This is a genomic window from Streptomyces sp. NPDC002867, assembly GCF_053591895.1.
The window spans coordinates 17,914-40,420 of sequence record NZ_JBSFUR010000044.1 but is presented as its reverse complement, the minus strand read 5'-3'; the positions used below and the strand labels follow the sequence as shown (position 1 = coordinate 40,420).

Annotated in this window: 18 protein-coding genes; 12 read left to right on the top strand and 6 right to left on the bottom strand. The window is 73.5% G+C overall.

Features of this window, described 5'->3' with window-relative positions; translation table 11 throughout:
- Window positions 1-162 precede the first annotated feature (162 nt).
- The 3 genes from ACWD0A_RS28620 (at window position 163) to ACWD0A_RS28610 (ending at window position 2,816) form a co-directional block, all read left to right on the top strand.
- Entirely contained in the window at window positions 163-759 is a 597-nt protein-coding gene (locus tag ACWD0A_RS28620) for a DUF3043 domain-containing protein (RefSeq protein ID WP_177153582.1), read from the top strand.
- Between the two features lie 80 nt (window positions 760-839).
- Window positions 840-1,565, top strand: a complete 726-nt coding sequence (locus ACWD0A_RS28615) for a class I SAM-dependent methyltransferase (RefSeq protein ID WP_451302702.1) — start codon at window positions 840-842, stop codon at window positions 1,563-1,565.
- A gap of 165 nt (window positions 1,566-1,730) precedes the next feature.
- Window positions 1,731-2,816, top strand: coding sequence for a S1C family serine protease (locus ACWD0A_RS28610; protein ID WP_451302700.1), 1,086 nt, complete (start codon window positions 1,731-1,733; stop codon window positions 2,814-2,816).
- Window positions 2,817-2,917: 101 nt separating this feature from the next.
- Here ACWD0A_RS28610 and ACWD0A_RS28605 read toward each other — a convergent pair whose 3' ends face one another.
- Window positions 2,918-3,121 (bottom strand): hypothetical protein, encoded by a 204-nt coding sequence (locus ACWD0A_RS28605; protein WP_177153585.1) that lies wholly within the window; start codon window positions 3,119-3,121, stop codon window positions 2,918-2,920.
- Between the two features lie 91 nt (window positions 3,122-3,212).
- Between ACWD0A_RS28605 and ACWD0A_RS28600 the strand changes: the two genes are divergently transcribed.
- The 4 genes from ACWD0A_RS28600 (at window position 3,213) to ACWD0A_RS28585 (ending at window position 8,400) form a co-directional block, all read left to right on the top strand.
- Window positions 3,213-4,412, top strand: coding sequence for a bifunctional adenosylcobinamide kinase/adenosylcobinamide-phosphate guanylyltransferase (locus tag ACWD0A_RS28600; RefSeq protein WP_451302698.1), 1,200 nt, complete (start codon window positions 3,213-3,215; stop codon window positions 4,410-4,412).
- Window positions 4,413-4,699: 287 nt separating this feature from the next.
- On the top strand, window positions 4,700-5,794 hold the full coding sequence (gene cobT, locus ACWD0A_RS28595; RefSeq protein WP_451302696.1) for a nicotinate-nucleotide--dimethylbenzimidazole phosphoribosyltransferase: 1,095 nt from the start codon (window positions 4,700-4,702) through the stop codon (window positions 5,792-5,794).
- Window positions 5,795-5,878: 84 nt separating this feature from the next.
- Window positions 5,879-7,696: a phosphatidylglycerol lysyltransferase domain-containing protein gene (locus tag ACWD0A_RS28590; RefSeq protein WP_451302694.1), complete on the top strand. Its 1,818-nt coding sequence runs from the start codon at window positions 5,879-5,881 to the stop codon at window positions 7,694-7,696.
- Window positions 7,693-8,400 carry a hypothetical protein gene (locus ACWD0A_RS28585; RefSeq protein WP_451302692.1) on the top strand — a complete coding sequence of 236 codons (708 nt, stop codon included), beginning with the start codon at window positions 7,693-7,695 and terminating at the stop codon, window positions 8,398-8,400. The genes ACWD0A_RS28590 and ACWD0A_RS28585 overlap by 4 nt, the downstream gene beginning before the upstream one ends.
- Here ACWD0A_RS28585 and ACWD0A_RS28580 read toward each other — a convergent pair.
- Window positions 8,349-9,104, bottom strand: a complete 756-nt coding sequence (locus ACWD0A_RS28580; protein WP_451302690.1) for a hypothetical protein — start codon at window positions 9,102-9,104, stop codon at window positions 8,349-8,351. The two genes, ACWD0A_RS28585 and ACWD0A_RS28580, sit on opposite strands and share 52 nt — an antisense overlap.
- A 67-nt stretch (window positions 9,105-9,171) precedes the next feature.
- Between ACWD0A_RS28580 and cobS the strand changes: the two genes are divergently transcribed.
- Window positions 9,172-9,960: an adenosylcobinamide-GDP ribazoletransferase gene (cobS, locus tag ACWD0A_RS28575; RefSeq protein WP_451302688.1), complete on the top strand. Its 789-nt coding sequence runs from the start codon at window positions 9,172-9,174 to the stop codon at window positions 9,958-9,960.
- On the opposite strand, the gene ACWD0A_RS28570 is transcribed toward cobS, so the two are convergent.
- Genes ACWD0A_RS28570 through ACWD0A_RS28555 form a run of 4 tightly spaced genes read right to left on the bottom strand, consistent with a single transcriptional unit; the run spans window position 9,942 to window position 16,021 of the window.
- Window positions 9,942-10,589: a spherulation-specific family 4 protein gene (locus ACWD0A_RS28570; protein ID WP_451302686.1), complete on the bottom strand. Its 648-nt coding sequence runs from the start codon at window positions 10,587-10,589 to the stop codon at window positions 9,942-9,944. The genes cobS and ACWD0A_RS28570 overlap by 19 nt on opposite strands.
- Window positions 10,586-12,457, bottom strand: coding sequence for a hypothetical protein (locus ACWD0A_RS28565; RefSeq protein ID WP_451302684.1), 1,872 nt, complete (start codon window positions 12,455-12,457; stop codon window positions 10,586-10,588). Before ACWD0A_RS28565 ends, ACWD0A_RS28570 begins: the two co-directional genes overlap by 4 nt.
- Window positions 12,454-13,920: a GT4 family glycosyltransferase PelF gene (gene pelF / locus ACWD0A_RS28560; RefSeq protein WP_451302682.1), complete on the bottom strand. Its 1,467-nt coding sequence runs from the start codon at window positions 13,918-13,920 to the stop codon at window positions 12,454-12,456. Before pelF ends, ACWD0A_RS28565 begins: the two co-directional genes overlap by 4 nt.
- A gap of 58 nt (window positions 13,921-13,978) precedes the next feature.
- Complete coding sequence (locus ACWD0A_RS28555; RefSeq protein WP_451302680.1) at window positions 13,979-16,021, bottom strand: hypothetical protein; 2,043 nt, start codon at window positions 16,019-16,021, stop codon at window positions 13,979-13,981.
- Between the two features lie 284 nt (window positions 16,022-16,305).
- Between ACWD0A_RS28555 and ACWD0A_RS28550 the strand changes: the two genes are divergently transcribed.
- The 4 genes from ACWD0A_RS28550 (at window position 16,306) to ACWD0A_RS28535 (ending at window position 22,161) form a co-directional block, all read left to right on the top strand.
- A complete protein-coding gene (locus ACWD0A_RS28550) occupies window positions 16,306-17,817 on the top strand; it encodes a leucyl aminopeptidase (protein WP_451302678.1) in 1,512 nt (503 codons plus the stop codon).
- 369 nt (window positions 17,818-18,186) lie between these two features.
- Window positions 18,187-19,575, top strand: coding sequence for a dihydrolipoyl dehydrogenase (gene lpdA, locus ACWD0A_RS28545; protein ID WP_307715876.1), 1,389 nt, complete (start codon window positions 18,187-18,189; stop codon window positions 19,573-19,575).
- A gap of 92 nt (window positions 19,576-19,667) precedes the next feature.
- Complete coding sequence (sucB, locus tag ACWD0A_RS28540; RefSeq protein WP_451302676.1) at window positions 19,668-21,437, top strand: 2-oxoglutarate dehydrogenase, E2 component, dihydrolipoamide succinyltransferase; 1,770 nt, start codon at window positions 19,668-19,670, stop codon at window positions 21,435-21,437.
- 100 nt (window positions 21,438-21,537) lie between these two features.
- On the top strand, window positions 21,538-22,161 hold the full coding sequence (locus ACWD0A_RS28535) for a GntR family transcriptional regulator (protein WP_307715874.1): 624 nt from the start codon (window positions 21,538-21,540) through the stop codon (window positions 22,159-22,161).
- The last annotated feature ends 346 nt before the right edge of the window (window positions 22,162-22,507 follow it).

Below are 22,507 nucleotides of genomic sequence, written 5' to 3'. Positions count from 1 at the left end.
CTGCGAACGGCTCCGATCCCGCCCAAGGAGTAGGTGATCGTCAGGGGCCCGTCACGCGCCGTCCGCTCTGTGGTGCTTGTGTCCTTTACGGACGCATGCCGTTGCGGGATCGTTCCCCGCGGGGGTGGGGTCCATGCCTGGCACCCCGTACCCTTGGGCTTTGTGTTCCGTAGCCGTTCCAAGGAAGAGAAGGCCCCCACCGAAAAGGTGACGGCGGACCTCTCCAAGCAGCCCCGCGACCCCGAGGCCCCCAAGGGCCGCCCGACGCCGAAGCGCAGTGAGGCCCAGGGCCAGCGCCGCCGTGCGTCCAGTCCACCGCTGGACCGCAAGGAGGCGATGAAGCGCCAGCGCGAGGCCCGCCGTGCGGACCTGGCCAAGCAGCGCGAGGCCCTCGCCAGCGGTGACGAGCGCTATCTGCCGGCCCGTGACAAGGGTCCGGTGCGGCGCTTCGTGCGCGACTTCGTCGACTCCCGCTTCTGCATCGCCGAGTTCTTCCTGCCGCTCGCGGTGGTGATCCTCGTGCTGAGCATGATCCGGGTCGCCCAGCTGCAGAACATCGCTCTGCTGCTGTGGCTCGGTGTGATCGTGCTGATCGTCATCGACTCCATCGGTCTGGCGATCCGGCTCAAGAAGCAGCTGCGCGAGCGCTTCCCGAACGAGCCGAAGCGCGGCGCTGTCGCGTACGGCCTGATGCGTACGCTCCAGATGCGCCGGCTGCGCCTTCCCAAGCCGCAGGTCAAGCGCGGAGAGCGGCCCTGAGCACGTACTCCGCCGAGCCCTCGGGGTTCGCCAGGGCGTCGGCCGAGTGGCTCGCGGGTGCGGGCGGACTGCGCAACACCGTGCGACAGGAGCTCGTCGCCCGTCAGCTGGAGGAGCAGATCTCCGGCCGGTACCCGGTCGGGCAGCGGCTGCGGGTGCTCGACGTGGGCATGGGCCAGGGCACGCAGGCGCTGCGGCTGGCGCGGGCCGGGCACACGGTCACGGGCCTGGAGTCGGACCCGGTCATGCTGAAGGCGGCGCGTGAGGCGCTCGTCGGCGAACCGGCCGGGATCCGCGAGCGGGTCCGGCTGATCGAGGGCGACGGGCGCGACACCGGCGTCCACTTCCTGCCGGGCAGCTTCGACGTGGTGCTGTGCCACGGCGTGCTCATGTACGTCGCCGATGCGGACGCCATGCTCGCCGGCCTCGCGCGGATGCTGGCGCCGGGCGGTCTGCTGTCCCTGCTCGTGCGCAACGGCGACGCGCTGGCGATGCGGCCCGGGCTGGCCGGTGACTGGCCGGCCACCAGGGCCGCGTTCGACACGGACATGTACACGAACCGGCTCGGGCTGACCGTACGGGCCGACCGGCTGGCGGCGCTGACGGAGACGCTCGAGGGGATCAACGCTCCGCTGCACGCGTGGTACGGGGTGCGGGTCTTCACGGACAACGTCGGAAACGACGTCGAACTGCCCCCGGCGGAGGAGCTCCAGCAGCTGCTCGCCGTGGAGGAGCGGGCGGGGCGCGCCGACCCGTACCGGCGGGTGGCGGCGCTGCTGCACCTGTGCGGAGTGCGGCGGGCCTGAGCGCGACGGGCCTCCAGCGGGGCCTGCGGGCCCTCCAGCCCCGCAGGCCGTACGCCGCGGGTGCCTCGGCCCTTGGGCCCCGCAGGCCCTGAGCGCCGTGGCCGGCGCCCCTGATCGGCGGCTCCCGGCGGGCACCCCCGGAGTGACAAAAGGGATACTCCGGGCATGAGCGCATCCCCGCACCGCCGTCCGCCACGCCGCCTTCCGCTGCCCGCCACGGCTGTGCTCTGCGTGGCCGTGCTCCTCGGCGGCTGCTCGCAGGCGTCACCACCGCGGCCGTCCGCGCCGTCGGCCCGGGACGCGGCGCACGCCATGGCTCCGACGGCCGCGAACGAGCTGGAGGACGACTACCTGACCGTCATCGAGAACGTGCTCCCGTCGGTCGTGCAGATCGAGGCGGGTGAGAATCTCGGCTCCGGGGTCGTCTACGACGACAAGGGGCACATCGTCACGAACGCGCATGTGGTGGGCGACGCCCGGTCGTTCCGGGTGACGCTGGCGACGGGCGAGGCACCGGCGACGGCGCGGCTGGTCTTCTCGTACCCGGAACAGGATCTCGCGGTCATCCGCCTTCAGTCCGTGCCCGACGGACTGAAGGCGGCGAAGTTCGGCGACTCCTCCACGGTCCAGGTCGGGCACATCGTGCTGGCCATGGGCTCGCCGCTGGGGCTGTCCAGCAGCGTCACCCAGGGCATCGTCTCGGGGGTCGGCCGGACGGTGAGCGAGACCGCCCGGGACGGCGGGACCGGGGCGACGATCGCCAACATGGTGCAGACCTCGGCCGCGATCAACCCGGGCAACAGCGGGGGCGCGCTGGTCAACATGGAGAGCGAGGTCATCGGCATCCCCACCCTCGCCGCGACGGATCCCGCGCTGGGCGAGGGCCAGGCGCCCGGCATCGGCTTCGCCATCCCGGTCTCGACGGTGCGCACGGTGGCCGACCAGATCATCAGGACGGGCCGGGTCACGGACTCGGGCCGGGCCGCGCTCGGCATCACGGGCCGTACGGTCCTCGACGACGACTACACGCCGACCGGTGTGGCGGTGGTCGAGGTCGTGGCGGGCGGCGCCGCGGAGCGGGCCGGGCTGCGGGCCGGCGACGTCATCACCAAGCTCGGGAACGAGGAGATCACGACCATCACGTCGCTGGCGGAGGCGCTGGCCTCGCAGCGGCCGGGCGCCGAGGTGACGGTGACGTACGAACGGGGCGGGTCGCAGCGCACGGCGGAGGTCACGCTGGGCGAGATCTGACGTCGGCCCGGGACCGTCGCGCCCGGAGGCCGCGCGATGGCCGACGACGTGCGGGCCGGGCCACGCCCTCGGCGCGGCCCGGTGCGCCGTCCGCTACGGGGCTACGACGCGTGGAGGCTCATCGGGCCGTAGATCTTCGACCCGTCCTCCGACAGCACCACCTGGTCCGCCCCGCCCTCCTGGAGCTCCTTCCAGTGCTCACCGATCCACGACTCGGCGTCGCCCTGGGTGGTGAACTCCTCCGGCTCCACGGCCGGCTGCACCTCCGTACCGTCGGACTTCTCGAACCGCCACGTCCATGCCATGTGCGCCTCCGGGTCCTGGCAGCTGATCAGTTTGCTGCCCGCAGCGTAGCCGGGCGCGCACCCGCCGGGGGGACGCGGGAGGATCAGGGACGTGGAACTGACTCTGCTCGGCACCGGCGCGCCCGCCGGACTCCCCCGTCCCGACTGCCCGTGTGCCGTCTGCGCGACCGCTCGCGGCACCGAGGCACGGGCCGCCACCGCCCTGCTCGTGGACGGCGCACTGCTGCTCGACCTCACGCCCGGCGCCGCGCTGGCGGCGGCGCGGGCGGGGCATTCGCTCGTCGGCGTACGCCAGGTGCTGCTGACCCATCCGCACGACGGGCCCGCCGTCGACCTCCCGGCCGGGCTGCCGGCGGCCGGCCGGGTCCCGGACGGGCGGGAGCTGACGCTGATCAGCGGTCACCGGGTGCGGGCGGTGCCGGTGGACAATCCCGGCACCGGATACGAGGTGACGTCGCCGGAGGGCGAGCGGCTCCTGTACCTGCCGCCGGGCGCGGCGTCGGCCGGTCTGGCCGAGGGGCTCGCGGCGTACGAGATGGTCGTCGCGGACGTCGTGGGGCGGCCCGACGCGGTGGCGCGGCTGCGGGCCGCGGGGGCGATCGGCTCCACGACCGACGTGATCGCCGTCCATCTGGACCACGACGTGCCCGGCGGTCCCGAGCTGGCGCGGCGGCTGGCGGCCGCGGGGGCGCGGGCGGTGCCGGACGGGACGACGCTGATCGTCGGCGAGTACCACGCGGTCCCGGACGTGCCCCGGCGCACGCTGGTGACCGGCGGGGCCCGTTCGGGCAAGTCGCTGGAGGCGGAGCGGCGGCTGGAGGCTTTCCCGGACGTGCTCTACGTCGCGACCGGCGGGCGCCGCGACGGTGACGCCGAGTGGGCGGCGCGGGTGGCCGCGCACCGCGAGCGGCGGCCGGGTTCGTGGCGTACGACCGAGACGTGCGACCTGGCGCCGCTCCTCGGCGAGGACGGGCCGCCGCTGCTGATCGACTGTCTGTCTCTGTGGCTGACCGACGCGATGGACCGGGCGGAGGCGTGGGACGACGCGCAGTGGGCGGCGCACGGCGAGCGGACGTTGCGCGCGCGGACGGCCGAACTGGTGGCCGCGGTGCGGGAGACGAGCCGGACGGTGGTCGCGGTCACGAACGAGGTCGGCTCGGGCGTGGTCCCGGCGACGCCGTCGGGCCGCCGGTTCCGCGACGAACTGGGGCGCCTGAACGCGGCGTTCGCCGAGGAGTGCGAGCACGTACTGCTGGTGGTCGCGGGGCAGGTGCTGCCCCTGCGGGGCTGAGCCCTTCCGGGGGCTCCGCCCGGGACGCGGGGCGGGCGGGGGCGTGTGCGCCGCTGCGGCGAGGGGCGCCTTTCCCCACCCCGCCCCTTCCCGAACCGGGGCAAGCCCCGGACCCCGTACCGCGCTTCGCGCGGTGTCCTCAAACGCCGGACGGGCTGATTTCGCGCAGCGAAATCCAGCCCCGCTGGGGGCACCTCCCACGGCCGCCAGGCCGTAGGGGGAGGGTCCGGGGGCGGAGCCCCCGGTTACGGGAAGGGGCGGGGTGGGGAAACGGTACTGTTCGGCGAATGAGCAGGCTGAATCTCGACGACTTCTCCGATCTGATCGAGCGCCCCGACAGCGGCATCCGGCGCGACGCCGAGGAACGGCGGGAGCGGCTGGTCGTGCCGCCCGGTTCGCTGGGGCGGCTCGACGAGCTGGGTGAGTGGCTCGCGGCCGCGCAGGCCGCCGTTCCCGTCAGGGCCATCGAGCAGCCGCGCGTCGTGCTGTTCGCCGGCGACCACGGCGTCGCCGAACTGGGCGTGTCCGGGCGGGAGTCGGGTACCGCGCACGAGCTGGTGCGGGCCGTGCTGGAGGGCGTGAGCCCCGTCGCCGTGCTGGCCCGCCGCTCCGGCGTGCCGGTGCGGATCGTCGACGCCGGACTGGACTGCGATCCCGGGCTGCTGCCCGAGGACGTCGTGAAGCACCGGGTGCGGCGCGGCAGCGGACGTATCGACATCGAGGACGCGCTGACCGCCGAGGAGGCCGAGCAGGCCGTACGCCTCGGCATGGCGATCGCCGACGAGGAGGCCGACTCCGGCACGGACCTGGTCGTCCTCGGCGACCTCAGCGTCGGCGGCACCACGGCCGCCGCCACCCTGATCGCCGCGCTGTGCGGCACGGACGCGTCCGTCGTCACCGGTCGCGGCGGGGCCGGGATCGACGACCTGGCCTGGATGCGCAAGTGCGCGGCGATCCGCGACGCGCTGCGCCGGGCGCGGCCGGTGCTGGGCGACCAGCTGGAGCTGCTCGCGACCGTCGGCGGCGCCGACCTGGCCGCGATGACCGGTTTTCTCCTGCAGTGCGCGGTGCGCCGGATGCCGGTCGTCCTGGACGGTGTCGTGGCGGCGGCGTGCGCTCTCGTGGGCCAGCGCGCAGCGTTCCGTTCACCGGACTGGTGGCTCGCGGGTCAGCTCAGCGGCGAGCCGGCGCAGGCGAAGGCACTGGACCGGCTGGCGCTCACCCCGCTGCTCGACCACGGCGTCACGGTCGGCGAGGGAACGGGGGCACTGCTCGCTCTCCCCCTGGTCCAGGCGGCCGCCGCCTTCGCGGCGGAGCTCCCCGAGCGGGAGCCCGGGACGGGCGCGGCGGACGGCGACGACGACACGAGCGGGACGGGCTGACGGACCGGCGGACGCGGCCGCCGACAGGACGGCGGCCGCAGCACGACCCTGCATGACCCGCAATGCCCCATATGATCCTGTTTCATGGGAGAAGTCCGTTCGTCCGGTGAAGAGTCCAGGCGCAGTACCGCACGCACACGACGCAGCGCGGCATGCGCCGTCTGGTACCTGCGGGTCGTGACGTTCCTCAACTTCCTGAGCGCCGTGTGGGTGGCCTTCGGCCAGGACCTGCGCCGCCACAACACCGACAACTACTTCACCCCCTACCTGCTCACCGCGGGCTTCGCCTCGGGCGTGTTCACCCTCTTCCTGGCCATCACCATGCGGCGCCGCAAACGGGCAGCGTGGATCCTGAACCTCGTCCTCGGCGGGGTGTTCCTGCTGCTGTTCGCCGTCGCGATGACCTACCCCGAGATCCGGCAGCACGCCCAGAACTGGATCTCCCTCTCGCTCAGTGCCGCCTTCATGGCCGCGCTGCTGCTCGGCCGTCGCGAGTTCTACGCGAAGGGCGACCGCTCCAACCCGAAGCTGGCCGCAGCCGTCGCCGTCGGCGGACTGCTGGTCACCTCCCTGCTCGCCACCGGTCTTGTCACCGTCACCAACACCTCCCCCCAGAGCTCGGCCTTCCTGGAGCGCTGGCGCCACGGAGCGATGCGGCTCGTGTCCATCGCCGGCGACGAGGAGCGCTTCCCCCAGATCACCACGCCCGGCTGGGTGGACGTCGTCATCAACGTCATGGCCACGTTGCTGCTTCTCGCCGTGCTGTACGCGGCGTTCCGTTCGCGCCGGGCCGTCGACCCGCTCACCGAGGACGACGAGGCGAGACTGCGCGCCCTGCTGGAGCGGCACGGCGAGCGGGACTCGCTGGGCTACTTCGCGCTGCGCCGCGAGAAGAGCGTCGTGTGGTCGCCGACAGGCAAGGCGGCCGTGGCGTACCGCGTGGTGGGCGGGGTCTCGCTCGCGTCGGGCGACCCGATCGGCGACCCGGAGGCGTGGCCCGGCGCGATCGAGCCCTGGCTGGCCGAGGCCCGCGAGCACGGCTGGATCCCGGCGGTGATGGGAGCGGGCGAGGAAGCGGGCACCGTGTACGCCCGGCACGGCATGGACGCCCTCGAACTCGGCGACGAGGCGATCGTCGAAACGGCCGAATGGGGGTCCGGGGGTCAACTCCCGGGAAAACGCACCATGCTGGAGGGCCGGGCGATGCGCTCCGTGCGCCAGGCCTACAACCGGGTCCGCCGCGCCGGGTACCGGGTGCGGATCCGCCGCCACGAGGACATCCCCGAGCCGGAGATGCGGGAGCTGCTGCGGCGTGCCGACGAGTGGCGCGACGGCGCCACCGAACGCGGCTTCTCGATGGCGCTGGGGCGGCTCGGCGACCCGGCGGACGGGCGCTGCGTGATGCTCGAGTGCACGGACGGCGAGGGCGAGCTCAAGGCGCTGCTGAGCTTCGTGCCCTGGGGGCCGAAGGGGCTGTCACTGGATCTCATGCGGCGCGACCGCGAGGCGGAGAACGGACTGACGGAGTTCATGGTCATCGAACTCCTCCAGCGCGCCGGAGAGATCGGGATCACTCACGTGTCGCTCAACTTCGCGATGTTCAGGTCGGTCTTCGAACGGGGCTCGAAGCTCGGTGCGGGACCGGTGCTGAGGCTGTGGCGTTCGCTGCTCGGCTTCTTCTCCCGCTGGTGGCAGATCGAGTCCCTCTACCGGGCCAACGCCAAGTACCGACCGATCTGGGAGCCGCGATTCATGCTCTTCGAGAAGAGCGCCGACCTGCTGCGCATCGGCGTCGCAGCCGCACGCGCCGAGGGGTTCCTGAAGGCCCCGAGACTGCTGGGGGTTCCCCCGGGCGAAGTCTGGGGGAGGCTGCGCCCCCGTGGTCCGGAGGCCGGTCGGTGAGCACGGCGTCCGTTGCCGCGTTCGCGCGCCGTGAGTGGGGCGCGCTGTACGCGACGGTCCGTGCCGCACTCGTCCGGGGGCGGTGGCGGGCGATCGCGCTCACCCTCGCCTCCGTCGGGCTCACCGCCTTCTTCTACGTGCTCCAGCACCGGCCCGGCGGCCTGCGGCTGGTCCACGACATCGGCTTCGTCCGGGCCGAGGACCCGCTGTGGCTCGCCCTGCTGCGTACACCGCTGTCGCTGTTCGTGCCGGCGCTGGACCTGCCCGTGTGGGGTGCGCTGGCGCAGATCCTGCTGGTGTTCGGCATCGCGGAGCTGACTCTGGGGCGGTGGCGCACGCTGGTCGTCGCGTACCTGTCGACGCTGGCCGGGACGACGTACGCGCGGATCGGTGTCGCGGTGGGCCCCCACGTGCCGTTCGGGCTGCCGGCCTCGGACGCGCGGATCGTGGACACGGGGCCGTCGGCGGCGGTGGTCGGGCTCGCGGTGTTCGTCTGCTACCGCTACGGGGCATGGGTCACGGCCGGTCTGGTCGTCGTGGCGATGATCGTCGAAGTGATCGTCAAGCCGAACCTGGCGGGCAAGGAGCACCTGGCGGCGATCGGCGCGGTGCTGCTGGTGTGCGGGGTGGACGCGCTGCTGCGGCGGCGCCGTCAGTGTCTGCGGGTCGGCAGCCGGTCGGGCGCGCCGCCGATCAGGTCCTGAAACCGCCGGCGCAGTCCGCCCCAGCGCCGGTCGTGGCGGGTGGCGCGCAGCACGGACTTGGCGCGGGCGCGGGGCCGGCGGCGATAGACGCGGCGGGCCCACGGTGAGCCGGGCCGGGCGAGCCGTACCGCACCGACGACGGCGACGAAGGGGACGAGGACGCCGATCATGGCCATCCGCAGCTTGCCCTTGAAGAGGGTGACGATGACCAGGAGGAAGTTGCCGACCAGGGTGAGGATCAGCGAGGCGCGGTTCTGCCGTTCGTCGGGCGTGAGGTCGTTGACCCCGAGGGGCGACGAGCCGGCGAGCACGAGGAGCGCGAGGGCCGCGGCGAGCACGACCACCTCGACGCTCTGGCGGCCCTGTTCGGTCCAGTAGACGTCGTCGAGGTGGAGGATCAGCGCGAACTCGTCGAGCACGAGCCCCACGCCCACCCCGAAGATGACGGCGCCGACGCAGGCGGTGACGCTGCGCCGGTCGCCGCCGAGGGACACGAACCCGCCGACCACGGCGAGGATGACGCCGGGCACGACGTGATGGATGTGCATGCCGCCCGGAGCCACGTTCCTGAAGGGCCCGCGGCCCGCGCGGATCATCCGGGTCACCGTGCGCGTGACGAGGAACGTGATGACGAACGAGGCCAGCGCGAGCAGCATCGGGAGCTTTCCCGGCTCGACGAAGTTGTCATAGAACCAGTGACCCATGCCACCCGCTTCCGGTTTGCGCGTTATGGGCGATTCAGCTTCTCAGGCGTCGGGCTACCCTCGCGCGGTGACTGCTCTGCATGGCGTGCGTTTCGCCTTCGGCACGCTGACCGTGCTCCCCGTGCGGGTGACCCGCTGGGACCGCGACGCCGCGCGCACCGGAATGCTGTGCGCGCCGCTCGCCGGCCTGCTCGTGGGCCTGTGCGCCGCGGCGCTCGGCGGCGTCCTGCTCCTGCTCGGCTTGGGGCCGCTGCTCGCCGCGGTCGCCACGGCCGCGGTACCGGCCGTGCTCACGCGCGGACTGCACCTGGACGGGCTGGCCGACACGGCGGACGGCCTGGGCAGCGGGAAGCCCGCCGAGGACGCGCTGCGGATCATGAAGCAGTCGGACGTCGGCCCGTTCGGCGTGATCACACTGCTCTTCGTGCTGCTGGCGCAGGTCGCGGCGCTGAGCGCGCTGTACGCGCAGAGCTGGGCGCTCGGGGCGGGCGCGGCGGCCCTGTCGGCGGTCACGGCCCGCCTGGCCCTGACCCTCGCGTCCCGCACGGGCGTCCCGGCGGCGCGCCCGGAGGGCCTCGGCGCGGCGGTCGCGGAGTCCGTCCCCGCACGCCTCGCGTTCGCGGTGGCGGCGCTGGTGACGGGGTGCGCGGCGGGCGCGGGCGCGCTGACCGGCCCGTACGGTGCCCCGCACGCGGCCCTCGCGGTCCTCGCGGCCCTGGCCGCGGCGCAGGTGCTGCTGCGGCACTGCGTGCGCCGCTTCGGCGGGGTGACGGGCGACGTGTTCGGCGCCCTGGCGGAGACGGCGGCGACGGCCGCGCTGATCGTGCTGACGCTGGGTCACCCGCTCGGCCGGTAGGCGGAGGGCGCCAGCGCGTGCGGGAGCGTGCCCCACGGATGGGCGCCCGTGCCCGGGACCACGCAGTGGATCGCCGCGCCCGCGCGGGCGTCGGGCGGGGCCGCGTAGACCAGGTGGCAGAACCGCTCCGGCGGGTGCGCGGACGTCCAGGACGGGACACCCGCCGTGCGGTAGGCGTCCCAGGGGCCCTCGAACGTGACGAGCAGGTCGGCCAGTTCGGCGTAGGCGGGGTCGGGGTGGACGCCGTGGTTGAGGACGACGGTCGTGGCGCCCGCCGCGCGGGCGGCGACGGCGATGCGACCGTAGTGGGGCAGGGCCTCCGGGCCGGAGGCGACCTGGTCGAGGAAGACGCCGTCCGTGGCGTACCAGTCGCGGTGGCGCAGGAGGTCGGCGAGGACGGCGGCGTGCGGGCGGCGGCCGTAGTCGGTGTCCACGTAGCCCACGACCCGCACCCCGGCGTCCCGCAGCCGGGCCGCGACCGCGGCGAACTCGGCGTCGGGTGCGGCGCCCGGGCCGCTGGCCGGGTTGAGGACGACCCCGTAGAGGCGGGGCGCGGCCGCGACGACGGCGTCCCAGGCGGCAGGGCGGTCGGCGGGGTGCTCGTAGTACGGGACGAGGAGTCCGCTCATACGCGGTGTGCCGTGGCCCGGCCCAGAAGGGCGCAGACGAGTCCGACGAGGACGGCCGCCGCCGTCGCCGCGACGGCGAGCCCCGCCGCCCGGGGGCTGCCCGTGCCGGTGACGAGCGCCGCGGTCTGGACGAGCGCCGCCGCGCAGCACACGCCGGCCGCGACGGTGACGGCCCCGAACGACTGGAGCAGCAGTCCGGTCCACAGCACCGTGCCGATGAGGAGCAGCGTCGCGAGCCGTACGCCGCCGAGCGCGGGAGCGCCGGGCCACAGCAGGGTCCCGGCGAGCGCGAGCGCGAACAGGACGGCGAGGTAGCCGGCGAGGCACTCGGCGAGCACGGCGGCGGCGGTGCGCCAGAAGGCGCGGGCCGTGGTGCTGGCCCGCAGCCCGGCGAGGGTCTCGCTGCGGAAGCGGTGCAGCAGCCACTCGGCGGGCCCCATGCTGAGGGTGAGCGCGACGGCGGACGGCGCGGCGACGGCGGCGCCGGTCAGCCCGCCGAGGACGTCACCGAGGGCCGTGTACAGGACGAGGACCCCGACGCCGAGCCCGGACAGCCCGTGCGGCACGGACGCGACGAGCCGCGGCGCGGCGAGCGGCGGTCGCCTCCTGCGGGCCGCTCTCAGCAGGCAGAGGCGGCCTGCGCCCGAAGCCCGCGGCACCCCGGCGGGAGCCGGGCGCGCGCCGGCGGCGGACACGGGCCGCACGCCCGCCGTGCGGCCGTCCCCCGCGCGCTCGGAGACGGGCGCCCAACCGGCGATCGAGCACAGCCTGCCCGCCACCACGGCGACAGGACGGCCTCCTTCCGCACCGGGCCGGCAGGTGGGCCACCCGTGCCGGAAACCGCGCAGCGCACCCCGTGACCTCCCGCCCGGAAGCCGCGTCACCGTGCCGGTGGCCGGGCGCGTGCCGAACGCGGACCGCGCCCCGGCCGTGCCGCCGTCACCGGCGGCCGGCTCCGCATCCCCGTACGGCCGTTGCCCGGCCGGGGCGCGCGGTTCCCGGCGTCCTGGCCCGCGCCGGACGCGCCCCAGCACTCCGCGCAGACGCGCGCCTGCCCCGGCCGCTGGGCGCAGGACCGCCGTCGCCGTCGCCAGGGCCGCCGTCAGCGACGCCAGCAGCAGGCCCGTGCGCGCCCACAGCGGTGTCGCTTCGTGGAGCAGGACCAGGACCGTGCCCGCCGGGAGGGGCGACAGGCAGCAGAGCAGGGCCCGTTCGCGGTCCAGGACCAGCAGGGGCGTCGCCGCCGCCAGGTAGAGCGACTGGACCGCGGCGAACACCGCGGACGGCCACTGGCCCGCTCCGGTGCACAGCAGCGCCGCCGCCGTGCCGAGCACGGCCCCCACCGGGGCGCCGGCGCGCAGGCAGCGGACGGCCGAGGCCCGGTCGCCGAGGCCGAGCCACGCATAGGCCCGGTGGGACAGCGCCTGGTTCCACGTCCAGCCCGTCAGCGCGCCCGCGAGCAGCGGCGCCAGGGCCGCTCCCGCGAGGAGCGGCGCGGCCAGGACGTAGGCCAGGCCGGGCAGCGCGAACACGAGACCGCGCAGCAGGCAGCCGAGCAGGCCCACCTGCCAGGGGTCGGCGGGCGGCCCGGGAGGCTCGGGGTGGGCGCGGGGAACCCTGGCGTACAGCTCCTCCGCCAGCGTGAAGGAGTCCGGGCGCCCGTAGGTGAGCCGGATGTGGTCGTCCGTCATGCCGTCGGACTCGAGCACCGCCGCGATCTCGTCGGGGTGCACGGCCGCGGCGACCACGTCGTGCAGCCGCTCCGCGAGCGCGTCCAGCGGGTCGGCCGCCGTCCCGCCGCGCTGCCGCGGCAGGACGGGCAGGGCGTCGACCCGCGGCCCCGGCCCCTGCCACAGGGGACCGCTCACCCGGCCACCGCCTCGGCGTACCGAGGCTGCGCCACGGGTTCCGGGAAGCCGGCCAGTTCGCGGTAGATGCGGCGGAAGCCGTCGACCGACCGCGTCAGCGTGAACCGGTCGACGACCCGCTGCCGGGCCCGCCGCCCCAGCTCCGCGCGCCGCCCGGCGTCCCTCAGCAGGCCGAGCGTCGCCTCGGCCATCAGCGCCGGTTCACGCGGGGGCACCACCAGGCCGGTGTCCCCGACCGCCTCCCGTACGCCGCCCACGTCCGTGGACACGGTCGCCCGCCCGCAGGACATCGCCTCGATGAGCGAGAACGGGAACCCCTCGCTGATCGAGGAGAGCAGCACCACGCTGCCCGCCGCGTACGCGCGCGCCACGTCGCGGACCCGGCCCTCCCACGCGATGCCGTCCACGACGCCCAGTTCGGCCGCGAGCTTCTCCAGCCGGACGCGGTACGCCTCCCCGCCCGCGGGCACGCCGCCGAACAACCGCAGCCGTACGGCGGGCAGTTCGGCGCGCACCATCGCGTACGCGCGGACCAGCGTCTCCAGGTCCTTGATGGGGTCGATCCGGCCGGCCCAGGAGAGGGTGGGCACGTCGGGTTCGGGCCCGGCGTCGGGGAAGGCGTGCGGGTCGACGCCGTTGTAGACGGTGCGGATGCGCTCCGCGGGCGCGCCGCCCCGCTCCTCCCAGCGCCGGTTGTACCGGTTGCAGGGGGTGATCAGGTCCGCCCGCCGGTAGCCGAGGGAGTTCAGCTCCCGGTAGAAGCTCAGCATCAGCGTCTTCACGGGCGCGCGCTGCGCCTGGGCGCGGTAGCCGAGGTAGCGCTCGCGCAGGTAGATGCCGTGCTCGGTGAGCAGGAAGGGCACGCCGTCGACGTGCTGGGCGGCGAGTGCGGGGAGCGTGGCGAGCCCGGCGCTGACGGCGTGCGCGATCGCGTCGTCGGGTATCCGCGCCGCCAGCGGGCGCAGCGCGTGCTCCAGCAGGTCGGTGGCGGTGAGCGCGTCGTGCACGGTGGGCCTGGCCGCGGAGATCTCCAGGTGCGGCATCGTCCAGATCCACATCAGGGAGCGCAGCACGGACTCGGAGCGCAGCGCCGCCGTCAGCCGGCCGTCGCGTGCGTAGCCGGTGAGTTCGTCCAGTGCCGCGCCGAAGTCGCAGCCGGCGGCGGGGTCGAGCAGCGACAGCAGGAAGCGTTCGTAGATGTCGAGGAAGCGGCGGCATTCCCGCCGCGGGAGCCGCCGGCGGGCGGGCTCGGGGCCCCACAGCGGGAAGGAGGTGTGCCGGTAGACGTTCGACGGCAGTTCCCAGGCGACCGGCTCGCGCCCGCTGCCGGTGAGGGCGACGACCTGGAAGTCGACCTCCGGCATGCCGCGTACGAGCTGGTCGCACCAGGTGGACACGCCCCCGTGGACGTGCGGATAGGTGCCTTCGGTGAGCATGGTGACATGGCGGCCACAGCTCAGCATGGTTCGTCCCCCCAGGACAGCGGTCGGCGAGCGGTCGATACGTCGAGGGCTCAGCGGCTCAGGACGGGAGCCTCAGCGTGATCGCCGACTGGAGCGGTGCGGGCGTGGTCCAGGCGGACCGCGCCCCGGCGTAGGCGGTGCCGAACGCCGTGGTGGTCAAAAGGAGTTGCCTGCGGGTGCCGTCCGGCGCGGTGACGGGTGCCGCCACGCCCGACGGCGCCTTGACGGTCACGGTGCCGCCGATGCGGTACGCGGTGACCCTGCCCTGCGCGAGCGCCCTGCTCCAGGCGGCGCGCCGCGCGAGCTCGGTGCCGGTGTCCCGCTGGCGCGGGTTGACAAGTGGGGTGTTCTGCGCGAACAGGGCGCGGTAGTCGGCGAGCACCTTGTCGAGCACCGGGTAGAGGAGACGTTCCTCCGCGAGGTTGGACTGGTGGACGTAGTGCGGGCGGGGGTCGTTGGCGACGACGTGGCCCAGCGCGGTGCGCGCCTCCTGCGGCACGATGTACGACGCGTAGCCGGTGGCGGTGTCGAGCGGCTCGGGCAGGCAGGTGGAGGCCGGGTCGGTCTCGCAGACGCCGCTGCCCCCGTCGGCCGCCGAGGTGTAGATCCAGTTGTACTCGTCCGTCATCTCGGCCGCGGTGCCCACGTTGTAGTACACGTTCATCGGGTGGCGCGGAACGGTCCGGGCGGCGCCCACGGGGCGCTGCTGCGGTTCCCGGGAGTTGTCGCTCGCGATCCATGTGACGCCGTTGTCGGCGAGGGCGCCCGCGAGGTTCGGGTTGTCCACCGGCTGCTGCGGCAGCGTCCTGAGACCGGAGTGCTCGCCGGTGACGAGCTCGGTGCGGTCGACGGCGAGGCCCTTGCGCACGGCCCAGTCGTGGTTGTCGCGGATCTGCGCGGAGATCTCGGCGCGGCTGGTCCAGCGCGTGTTGCCCGCGGCGTCCCTCGCGCACTGCCACGGCACGACGGACACGTCCTGGACGCAGCCGAGGAAGGGGTGGGTGTAGGTGTGGTTGATCCAGCGGTACTGCGCCTTGTCGGCGAGGAGCCGGTCGGTGAGTGGGTCGCTGCCTCCGTGCTCGGCCCTCCACTCCTCGCCCGCGCCCGCGTTGTGCACCATGTCGAGCGTGAAGCCGGCGGTGCGCTGCCAGGCCGCGGCGTACGCGGCGTCGTCCGCGGTCATACGGATCGGGGCGGTCTCCTCGCCGGCGCCGGTGCAGTCGAAGTCGCCGGGGGTGCAGTTGCGGTCGGTGTCCCAGCGGGCGTCGGGCGCGAAGACGTCGTCGACGTGCACGGAGAAGTACTGACGGCTCTGCCCGAGGTGGACGCCCTGGGTGAGCCATTCGACGATGCCGCGGGCCAGGACCCGGAACTGCCGCTGGTGCCGGTTGTAGGCGAAGGTCACCACCAGCTCGCGGCGTCCGTCGTGGGCGTACTCGCCGATGAGGCTGCCGCGCGCGGTTCCGTCGCCGACGGGCGTGTCCAGGTAGCTGGTGAAACCTTCCCGCGGCCGGCCGGCATAGCCGTAACTCTCCATCACCGTGGGCGAGTTGTCCTCGAACGCGACGGGCCCGTCGAGGTAGCGGAAGGGGCCGGAGCGGCCGGCCGCGGTGAGGGCGCTCGGGGCGCCGTCGAGGGCGCCCGCGTATCCGCCGGCGTCCACGTACTCCAGGCCGACCCCCGGATGCGACCAGGTGTAGGCGTCGACCTGACGAATCCCGAACGTCTTCTCGTACGCGAAAAGCGCCGTGTTCTCGGCCGCCCCCCGGGTCGTGTCCGCGCCGAACGGGTCCTCGTCCGGGACGACCACGCCCTGGTACTTCGCGCGCGGCCGGCCGTCGAGGGTGTCGCTCAGGAACGCGGCGTCCACGACGGGCCGGCCGGGGTCGGTCAGGTCGACCTTCCGGTACGGCACCCCCGTGCTCTGCAGTTCCGAGACGATCGCGTCGACCGCGCCGCCGCCGTCATCGACGACGAGGACGGTCAGATCGATCCGGGGCAGCGGTGCGGCGGCCGAGGCCGCCGGGAACGCCGTCGCCAGCGAGGCGGCGGCGACGACCGCCGCGGCGGCTCTGCCCATGCGTGATCCGTGCAACTCCATGATTCCCCCTTGCACGCCCTCCCCGGCACGGTCGGGCACGAGGAGGATCTGTGGAGATGATGCAAAGGAACACGGCGTCCCCTTGCCCGAACGGCCCGAGTGTGGCTGACCTCTCACGGCCTTTGGCTCAAAGATGAAAGAGACACCACGGACGAGTGAACCGCCGTCGCCGTGAGCGAGGCCTACGACCGCGCGTAGGCTCTTCCCCGGCGTGGGGATGCCGATCCATCCCCGTGTACGGCCGCTGCGGCCTCGGAACTCAACGGAAGCGAGATTTCACCACCGTGACTGCTCTCACTCTCAGCACTGCCGGCGCGGCGACGCTGCGCGCCGACGCCGTCGTCGTCGGTGTCGCCAAGGGGGCCAAGGGCCCGGTGGTCGCACCGGGCGCGGAGGCCGTGGACCAGGCGTTCGACGGAAGGCTCGCCGCCGTCCTGGAGACCCTCGGCGCGAGTGGTGCCGAGGGCGAAGTGACCAAGCTCCCCGCCCCCGCCGGCATCAAGTCGCCGGTCGTCCTGGCGGTCGGGCTCGGCGCGGCGCCCGAGCAGGACGAGGCGTACGAGACCGAGGCGCTGCGGCGTGCGGCCGGCAGCGCGGCCCGCGCGCTGACCGGCTCGAAGAAGGCCGCCTTCGCGCTGCCGATAGAGGCGGTCGAGGACGCGGAGGCCATCGCCGAGGGCGCGCTGCTGGGGGCGTACGCGTTCACCGCCTACCAGGAGAACGGCAAGAACGGCAAGAAGCCGCTGGCCGAGGTGACGCTGCTCGGCGCGAAGCCGCGCGACAAGGCGTTCAAGGCCGCCGCCGAGCGCGCGATCGCCCTCACCGAGGAGATCAACCGCGCCCGCGACCTGATCAACACCCCGCCGAACGACCTCACCCCCGAGTCCTTCGCCGCCATCGCCACCGCGGCCGGCAAGGAGCACGGCATCAAGGTGCAGGTGCTCGACGAGAAGGCGCTGGCCAAGGGCGGCTTCGGCGGCATCCTCGGCGTCGGCCAGGGCTCGCAGAACCCGCCGCGCCTGGTGAAGCTGTCCTACACGCACTCCAAGGGCGCCAAGCACCTGGCCCTGGTCGGCAAGGGCATCACGTACGACTCGGGCGGCATCTCCCTGAAGCCGGCCGGCCACAACGAGACGATGAAGTGCGACATGAGCGGCGCCGCCGCGGTGTTCGCCGCCGTCGTCGCGGCCGCCCGCCTGGGCCTCGAGGTCAACGTCACCGCCTGGCTGGCGCTCGCCGAGAACATGCCGTCCGGCTCGGCCACCCGCCCCGGTGACGTGCTGCGCATGTACAGCGGCAAGACGGTCGAGGTGCTCAACACCGACGCCGAGGGCCGCCTGGTGCTCGCCGACGCGCTGACGAAGGCGTCGGAGGAGAACCCCGACGCCATCGTCGACGTGGCGACGCTGACCGGAGCGATGGTGCTGGCGCTCGGCAACCGCACGTTCGGCATCATGGCGAACGACGACGCCTTCCGTACCGCCATCCACGAGATCGCCGAGGAGGTCGGCGAGGCGTCCTGGCCGATGCCGCTCCCCGCCGACCTGCGCAAGGGCATGGACTCGCCGACCGCCGACATCGCCAACATGGGCGAGCGCATGGGCGGCGGCCTGGTGGCCGGCCTCTTCCTGAAGGAGTTCGTGGGCGAGGGCATCACCTGGGCGCACCTGGACATCGCGGGCCCGGCCTTCCACGAGGGCGCGCCGTACGGCTACACGCCCAAGGGCGGCACCGGCTCGGCGGTCCGCACGCTGGTCAAGCTGGCGGAGCGCACGGCCGACGGCGACCTCGGCTGACGCGTGTGTCCGGGGGGCTCTGCCCCCGGACACTCCCCCTACGGCCCGGCGGCCGGGGGAGGGACCCCCACCTGCGTCCGGCGGGCGTAGGGGTCCCCCGCCCAGGGCCGCCAGGCTGTGGGGGAGTTCGAGGACACGGCGCGAAGCCCGGTACGGTCGGGCGCGCCCCCTACCCCCCGGTATCCGCACAACGCGTTCAAGCTCACTATCTCAAGCCCCGGCCCCACGTCCCGCCGTCCGCCGACAAGTGCGAAGATGGGTTCTCGGCAGGACAGGGCCCCACCACAGGGCCGAAGACTAAGCGGCCGAACACCAGCCGCCGCCCGTCATCGACGACGGCGAACGGCGCACATGCATGGAGGACGTGACGTGGCGAACGACGCCAGCACCGTTTTCGACCTAGTGATCCTCGGCGGTGGTAGCGGCGGTTACGCTGCGGCGCTGCGCGGAGCTCAGCTGGGCCTGGACGTCGCACTGATCGAAAAGAACAAGCTCGGCGGCACCTGCCTGCACAACGGATGCATTCCGACCAAGGCTCTGCTGCACGCCGGTGAGATCGCCGACCAGGCTCGCGAGGCCGAGCAGTTCGGTGTCAAGACCTCGTTCGAGGGCATCGACATCGCCGGTGTCCACAAGTACAAGGACGACGTGATCTCCGGCCTGTACAAGGGCCTGCAGGGTCTGGTCGCCTCCCGCAAGGTGACCTACATCGAGGGTGAGGGCCGCCTGTCCTCCCCCACCTCCGTCGACGTCAACGGCCAGCGCATCCAGGGCCGCCACGTCCTGCTGGCGACCGGCTCCGTGCCGAAGTCGCTGCCGGGTCTGGACATCGACGGCAACCGCATCATCTCCTCGGACCACGCCCTCAAGCTGGACCGCGTCCCGCAGTCCGCGATCATCCTGGGCGGCGGCGTCATCGGCGTCGAGTTCGCCTCGGCGTGGAAGTCCTTCGGCACCGACGTCACCGTCATCGAGGGCCTCAAGCACCTGGTCCCGGTCGAGGACGAGAACTCTTCGAAGCTTCTTGAGCGCGCGTTCCGCAAGCGCGGCATCAAGTTCAACCTCGGCACCTTCTTCGAGAAGGCCGAGTACACCGAGACCGGTGTGCGCGTCACCCTCGCGGACGGCAAGACCTTCGAGGCCGAGGTGCTGCTGGTCGCCATCGGCCGCGGCCCGGTCTCGGCCGGTCTCGGCTACGAGGAGCAGGGCGTCGCGATGGACCGCGGCTACGTCCTGGTCGACGAGTACATGCAGACCAACGTTCCCACCGTCTCCGCGGTCGGCGACCTGGTCCCGACGCTCCAGCTCGCGCACGTCGGCTTCGCCGAGGGCATCCTGGTGGCGGAGCGGCTGGCCGGTCTCAAGACCGTCCCGATCGACTACGACGGCGTGCCGCGGGTGACGTACTGCCACCCCGAGGTCGCCTCCGTCGGTATCACCGAGGCCAAGGCCAAGGAGATCTACGGTGCGGACAAGGTCGTCGCCCTGAAGTACAACCTCGCGGGCAACGGCAAGAGCAAGATCCTCAAGACCGCGGGCGAGATCAAGCTCGTCCAGGTCAAGGACGGTGCCGTGGTCGGCGTCCACATGGTCGGTGACCGTATGGGCGAGCAGGTCGGCGAAGCGCAGCTGATCTACAACTGGGAGGCTCTGCCGGCCGAGGTCGCGCAGCTCATCCACGCGCACCCGACGCAGAACGAGGCCCTCGGCGAGGCCCACCTGGCCCTGGCCGGCAAGCCGCTGCACTCCCACGACTGATCAGTCCGGGCGCGACGACCACTTCCGCACCTTCCCCTCGCTCGTGCTTCGCACGAGCTGGGGAGACCCCACCGTAAGGAGCAACTGAAACCATGGCGGTTTCCGTAACCCTTCCGGCGCTCGGCGAGAGCGTCACCGAGGGCACCGTCACCCGCTGGCTGAAGGCCGAGGGTGAGCGCGTCGAGGCCGACGAGCCGCTGCTCGAGGTCTCCACCGACAAGGTCGACACCGAGATCCCGGCCCCGGCCGCCGGTGTCCTGGCCTCCATCAAGGTCGCCGAGGACGAGACCGTCGAGGTCGGCGCCGAGCTGGCCGTCATCGACGACGGCACGGGCGCGCCTGCTGCCGCCCCGGCTCCGGCCGCCGCCCCCGCCCAGGAGGCCCCCCAGGCCGCCCCGTCCACCGAGGCCGCCGCTCCGGCTCCGGCCCCGACGGCCGAGGCCGCGTCCGGCGGCGGTTCCGCCTCCGGCACCGACGTCGTCCTCCCCGCCCTCGGCGAGAGCGTCACCGAGGGCACCGTCACCCGCTGGCTGAAGGAGGTCGGCGAGGAGGTCACGGAGGACGAGCCCCTGCTCGAGGTCTCCACCGACAAGGTCGACACCGAGATCCCGGCCCCGGCTTCCGGTGTGCTGCTGGAGATCGTGGTCGGCGAGGACGAGACCGCCGAGGTCGGCGCCAAGCTGGCCGTCATCGGCGCTCCGGGTGCGGCTCCGGCCGCTGCCCCGGCTCCCGCCGCCCCGGCCCCGGCCCCGGCCGCCGAGGCTCCGGCCGCCCCCGCGGCCCCGGCACCGGCTCCCGCGCCTGCTGCCCCGGCTCCGGCTCCGGCACCTGCCGCTCCGGCTCCGGCCGCCGCTGCCCCGGCCGCCCCCGCGGCCCCGGCACCGGCGCCCGCCGCCCCGGTCGCGCCCGCCGCGCCCGCCGCCGTCGAGGCGAGCGACGCGTACGTCACCCCGCTGGTCCGCAAGCTCGCCGCCGAGAACGGCGTCGACCTCGGCACCGTCAAGGGCACCGGCGTCGGCGGCCGTATCCGCAAGCAGGACGTCATCGCCGCCGCGGAGGCCGCCAGGGCCGCCGTCCCGGCGCCCGCCGCCGCTGCCGCCCCGGCCGCGCCGCAGGCTCCGAAGCTGGAGGCGTCCCCGCTGCGTGGTCAGACCGTCAAGATGACCCGCATGCGCAAGGTCATCGGCGACAACATGATGAAGGCGCTGCACGGCCAGGCCCAGCTGACCTCGGTCGTCGAGGTCGACATCACCAAGCTGATGAAGCTGCGCGCCCGGGCGAAGGACGCGTTCGCGGCGCGCGAGGGCGTCAAGCTCTCCCCGATGCCGTTCTTCGTCAAGGCCGCGGCCCAGGCGCTGAAGGCCCACCCGGTCATCAACGCCCGGATCAACGAGGACGAGGGCACCATCACGTACTTCGACTCGGAGAACATCGGCATCGCCGTGGACTCCGAGAAGGGTCTGATGACGCCGGTCATCAAGGGTGCGGGCGACCTGAACATCGCCGGTATCGCGAAGAAGACGGCCGAGCTCGCCGGCGCCGTGCGCGCCAGCAAGATCACGCCGGACGACCTCGCCGGTGCGACGTTCACCATCAGCAACACCGGCTCGCGCGGTGCGCTGTTCGACACGATCATCGTGCCGCCGAACCAGGCCGCCATCCTGGGCATCGGTGCCACGGTCCGCCGTCCGGTGGTCGTGAACCACCCGGACCTCGGCGAGACGATCGCTGTCCGCGACATGACGTACGTCGCGCTCTCCTACGACCACCGTCTGGTGGACGGCGCCGACGCGGCCCGCTACCTGACGGCCGTCAAGGCGATCCTGGAGGCGGGCGAGTTCGAGGTCGAACTCGGTCTGTAACCAGCCTCACGAACGGCGCCCCCGCTGGGAGTACATTCCGGCGGGGGCGCCGCCGTATTGTCTAGGGGTCACAGGTCGACGCGGCTTTAAGGAGCGCTCCATGACCGTCCCGGTCGTCCACTCGCTGCGCGATCAGATCCGCGAGCACATCGTGGAGGGGATCGTCAGCGGCCGCTGGAAGCCCGGGGAACGCATCGTCGAGCGCCGTATCGCGACCGAGCTGGAGGTCTCCCAGACCCCGGTGCGCGAGGCGCTGCGCGAGCTGGAGTCGCTGCGGCTGATCGAGTCGGCGCCCAACAAGGGTGTGCGGGTACGGAATCTGACGGCCGCCGACCTGGAGGAGAGCTACCCGGTCCGGGCGGGCCTGGAGCAGATCGCGGCCGAACTGGCCGCGGAGCGGCTGGCGGACGACTGCTCGGCGCTGGAGCCGCACGTCACGGCGCTGTACGAGGCGGACCGCACGGGCGACTCGGCGGCCCAGGTCCGCCACACGGTGGCGTTCCACCGCGAGCTGGTGCGTGCCGCGTCCAACAAGGTCCTCCTGCACACCTGGGAGGGGCTCGGGATCGAGGTCTTCACGGCGCTGTCGATCCGGTGGCTGGGGACGGTGCAGAAGTCGTACGCGGAGGAGCACCAGGAGCTGGTGGAGGCGTTCCGCAGGCGCGACCCGTCGATCGGCACGCTGGTGAAGTCCCACGTGCTGGGCTGCGCCCCTCGCGCCTGACGGCGCGGGCTTCCGGGTTACGCCTCCCCGGGTGTGGCCACCCCGCATGGCCCGACGGGCCTCTCGGGCACGGCCTGATCCGTGGCCGCGGCGTCGGGCCGCTCCGGGGCTCGAATGCGGGACTGCTGTCACGAACGTGCGTTGCGGTGACCGACGACGCCTTATGTCCCGAACACGACCCCTGCGCGTCCCTACCCCCGCCGGGCGGTACGTGGTGGTCGAGCGTCACGCTGCCCGGGGCCGGGCGCCGAGCGCCCGGAAAAGACCTATTCGCCGCGGCACAGGGTGCCCACTTTTGCGGCACCGGATGCCAATTTCTCCCCAGGCTTTGATCGATCATCGATCA

What these genes read in the sequence shown, in the direction of transcription:
- ACWD0A_RS28610 (WP_451302700.1), top strand. Translation starts at nt 1,731, where the DNA reads ATGAGCGCATCCCCGCACCGCCGTCCGCCACGCCGCCTTCCGCTGCCC.
- ACWD0A_RS28605 (WP_177153585.1), bottom strand. Translation starts at nt 3,121, where the DNA reads ATGGCATGGACGTGGCGGTTCGAGAAGTCCGACGGTACGGAGGTGCAG.
- cobT (WP_451302696.1), top strand. Translation starts at nt 4,700, where the DNA reads ATGAGCAGGCTGAATCTCGACGACTTCTCCGATCTGATCGAGCGCCCC.
- ACWD0A_RS28590 (WP_451302694.1), top strand. Translation starts at nt 5,879, where the DNA reads ATGGGAGAAGTCCGTTCGTCCGGTGAAGAGTCCAGGCGCAGTACCGCA.
- ACWD0A_RS28580 (WP_451302690.1), bottom strand. Translation starts at nt 9,104, where the DNA reads ATGGGTCACTGGTTCTATGACAACTTCGTCGAGCCGGGAAAGCTCCCG.
- ACWD0A_RS28570 (WP_451302686.1), bottom strand. Translation starts at nt 10,589, where the DNA reads ATGAGCGGACTCCTCGTCCCGTACTACGAGCACCCCGCCGACCGCCCT.
- pelF (WP_451302682.1), bottom strand. Translation starts at nt 13,920, where the DNA reads ATGCTGAGCTGTGGCCGCCATGTCACCATGCTCACCGAAGGCACCTAT.
- ACWD0A_RS28555 (WP_451302680.1), bottom strand. Translation starts at nt 16,021, where the DNA reads ATGGAGTTGCACGGATCACGCATGGGCAGAGCCGCCGCGGCGGTCGTC.
- sucB (WP_451302676.1), top strand. Translation starts at nt 19,668, where the DNA reads ATGGCGGTTTCCGTAACCCTTCCGGCGCTCGGCGAGAGCGTCACCGAG.
- ACWD0A_RS28535 (WP_307715874.1), top strand. Translation starts at nt 21,538, where the DNA reads ATGACCGTCCCGGTCGTCCACTCGCTGCGCGATCAGATCCGCGAGCAC.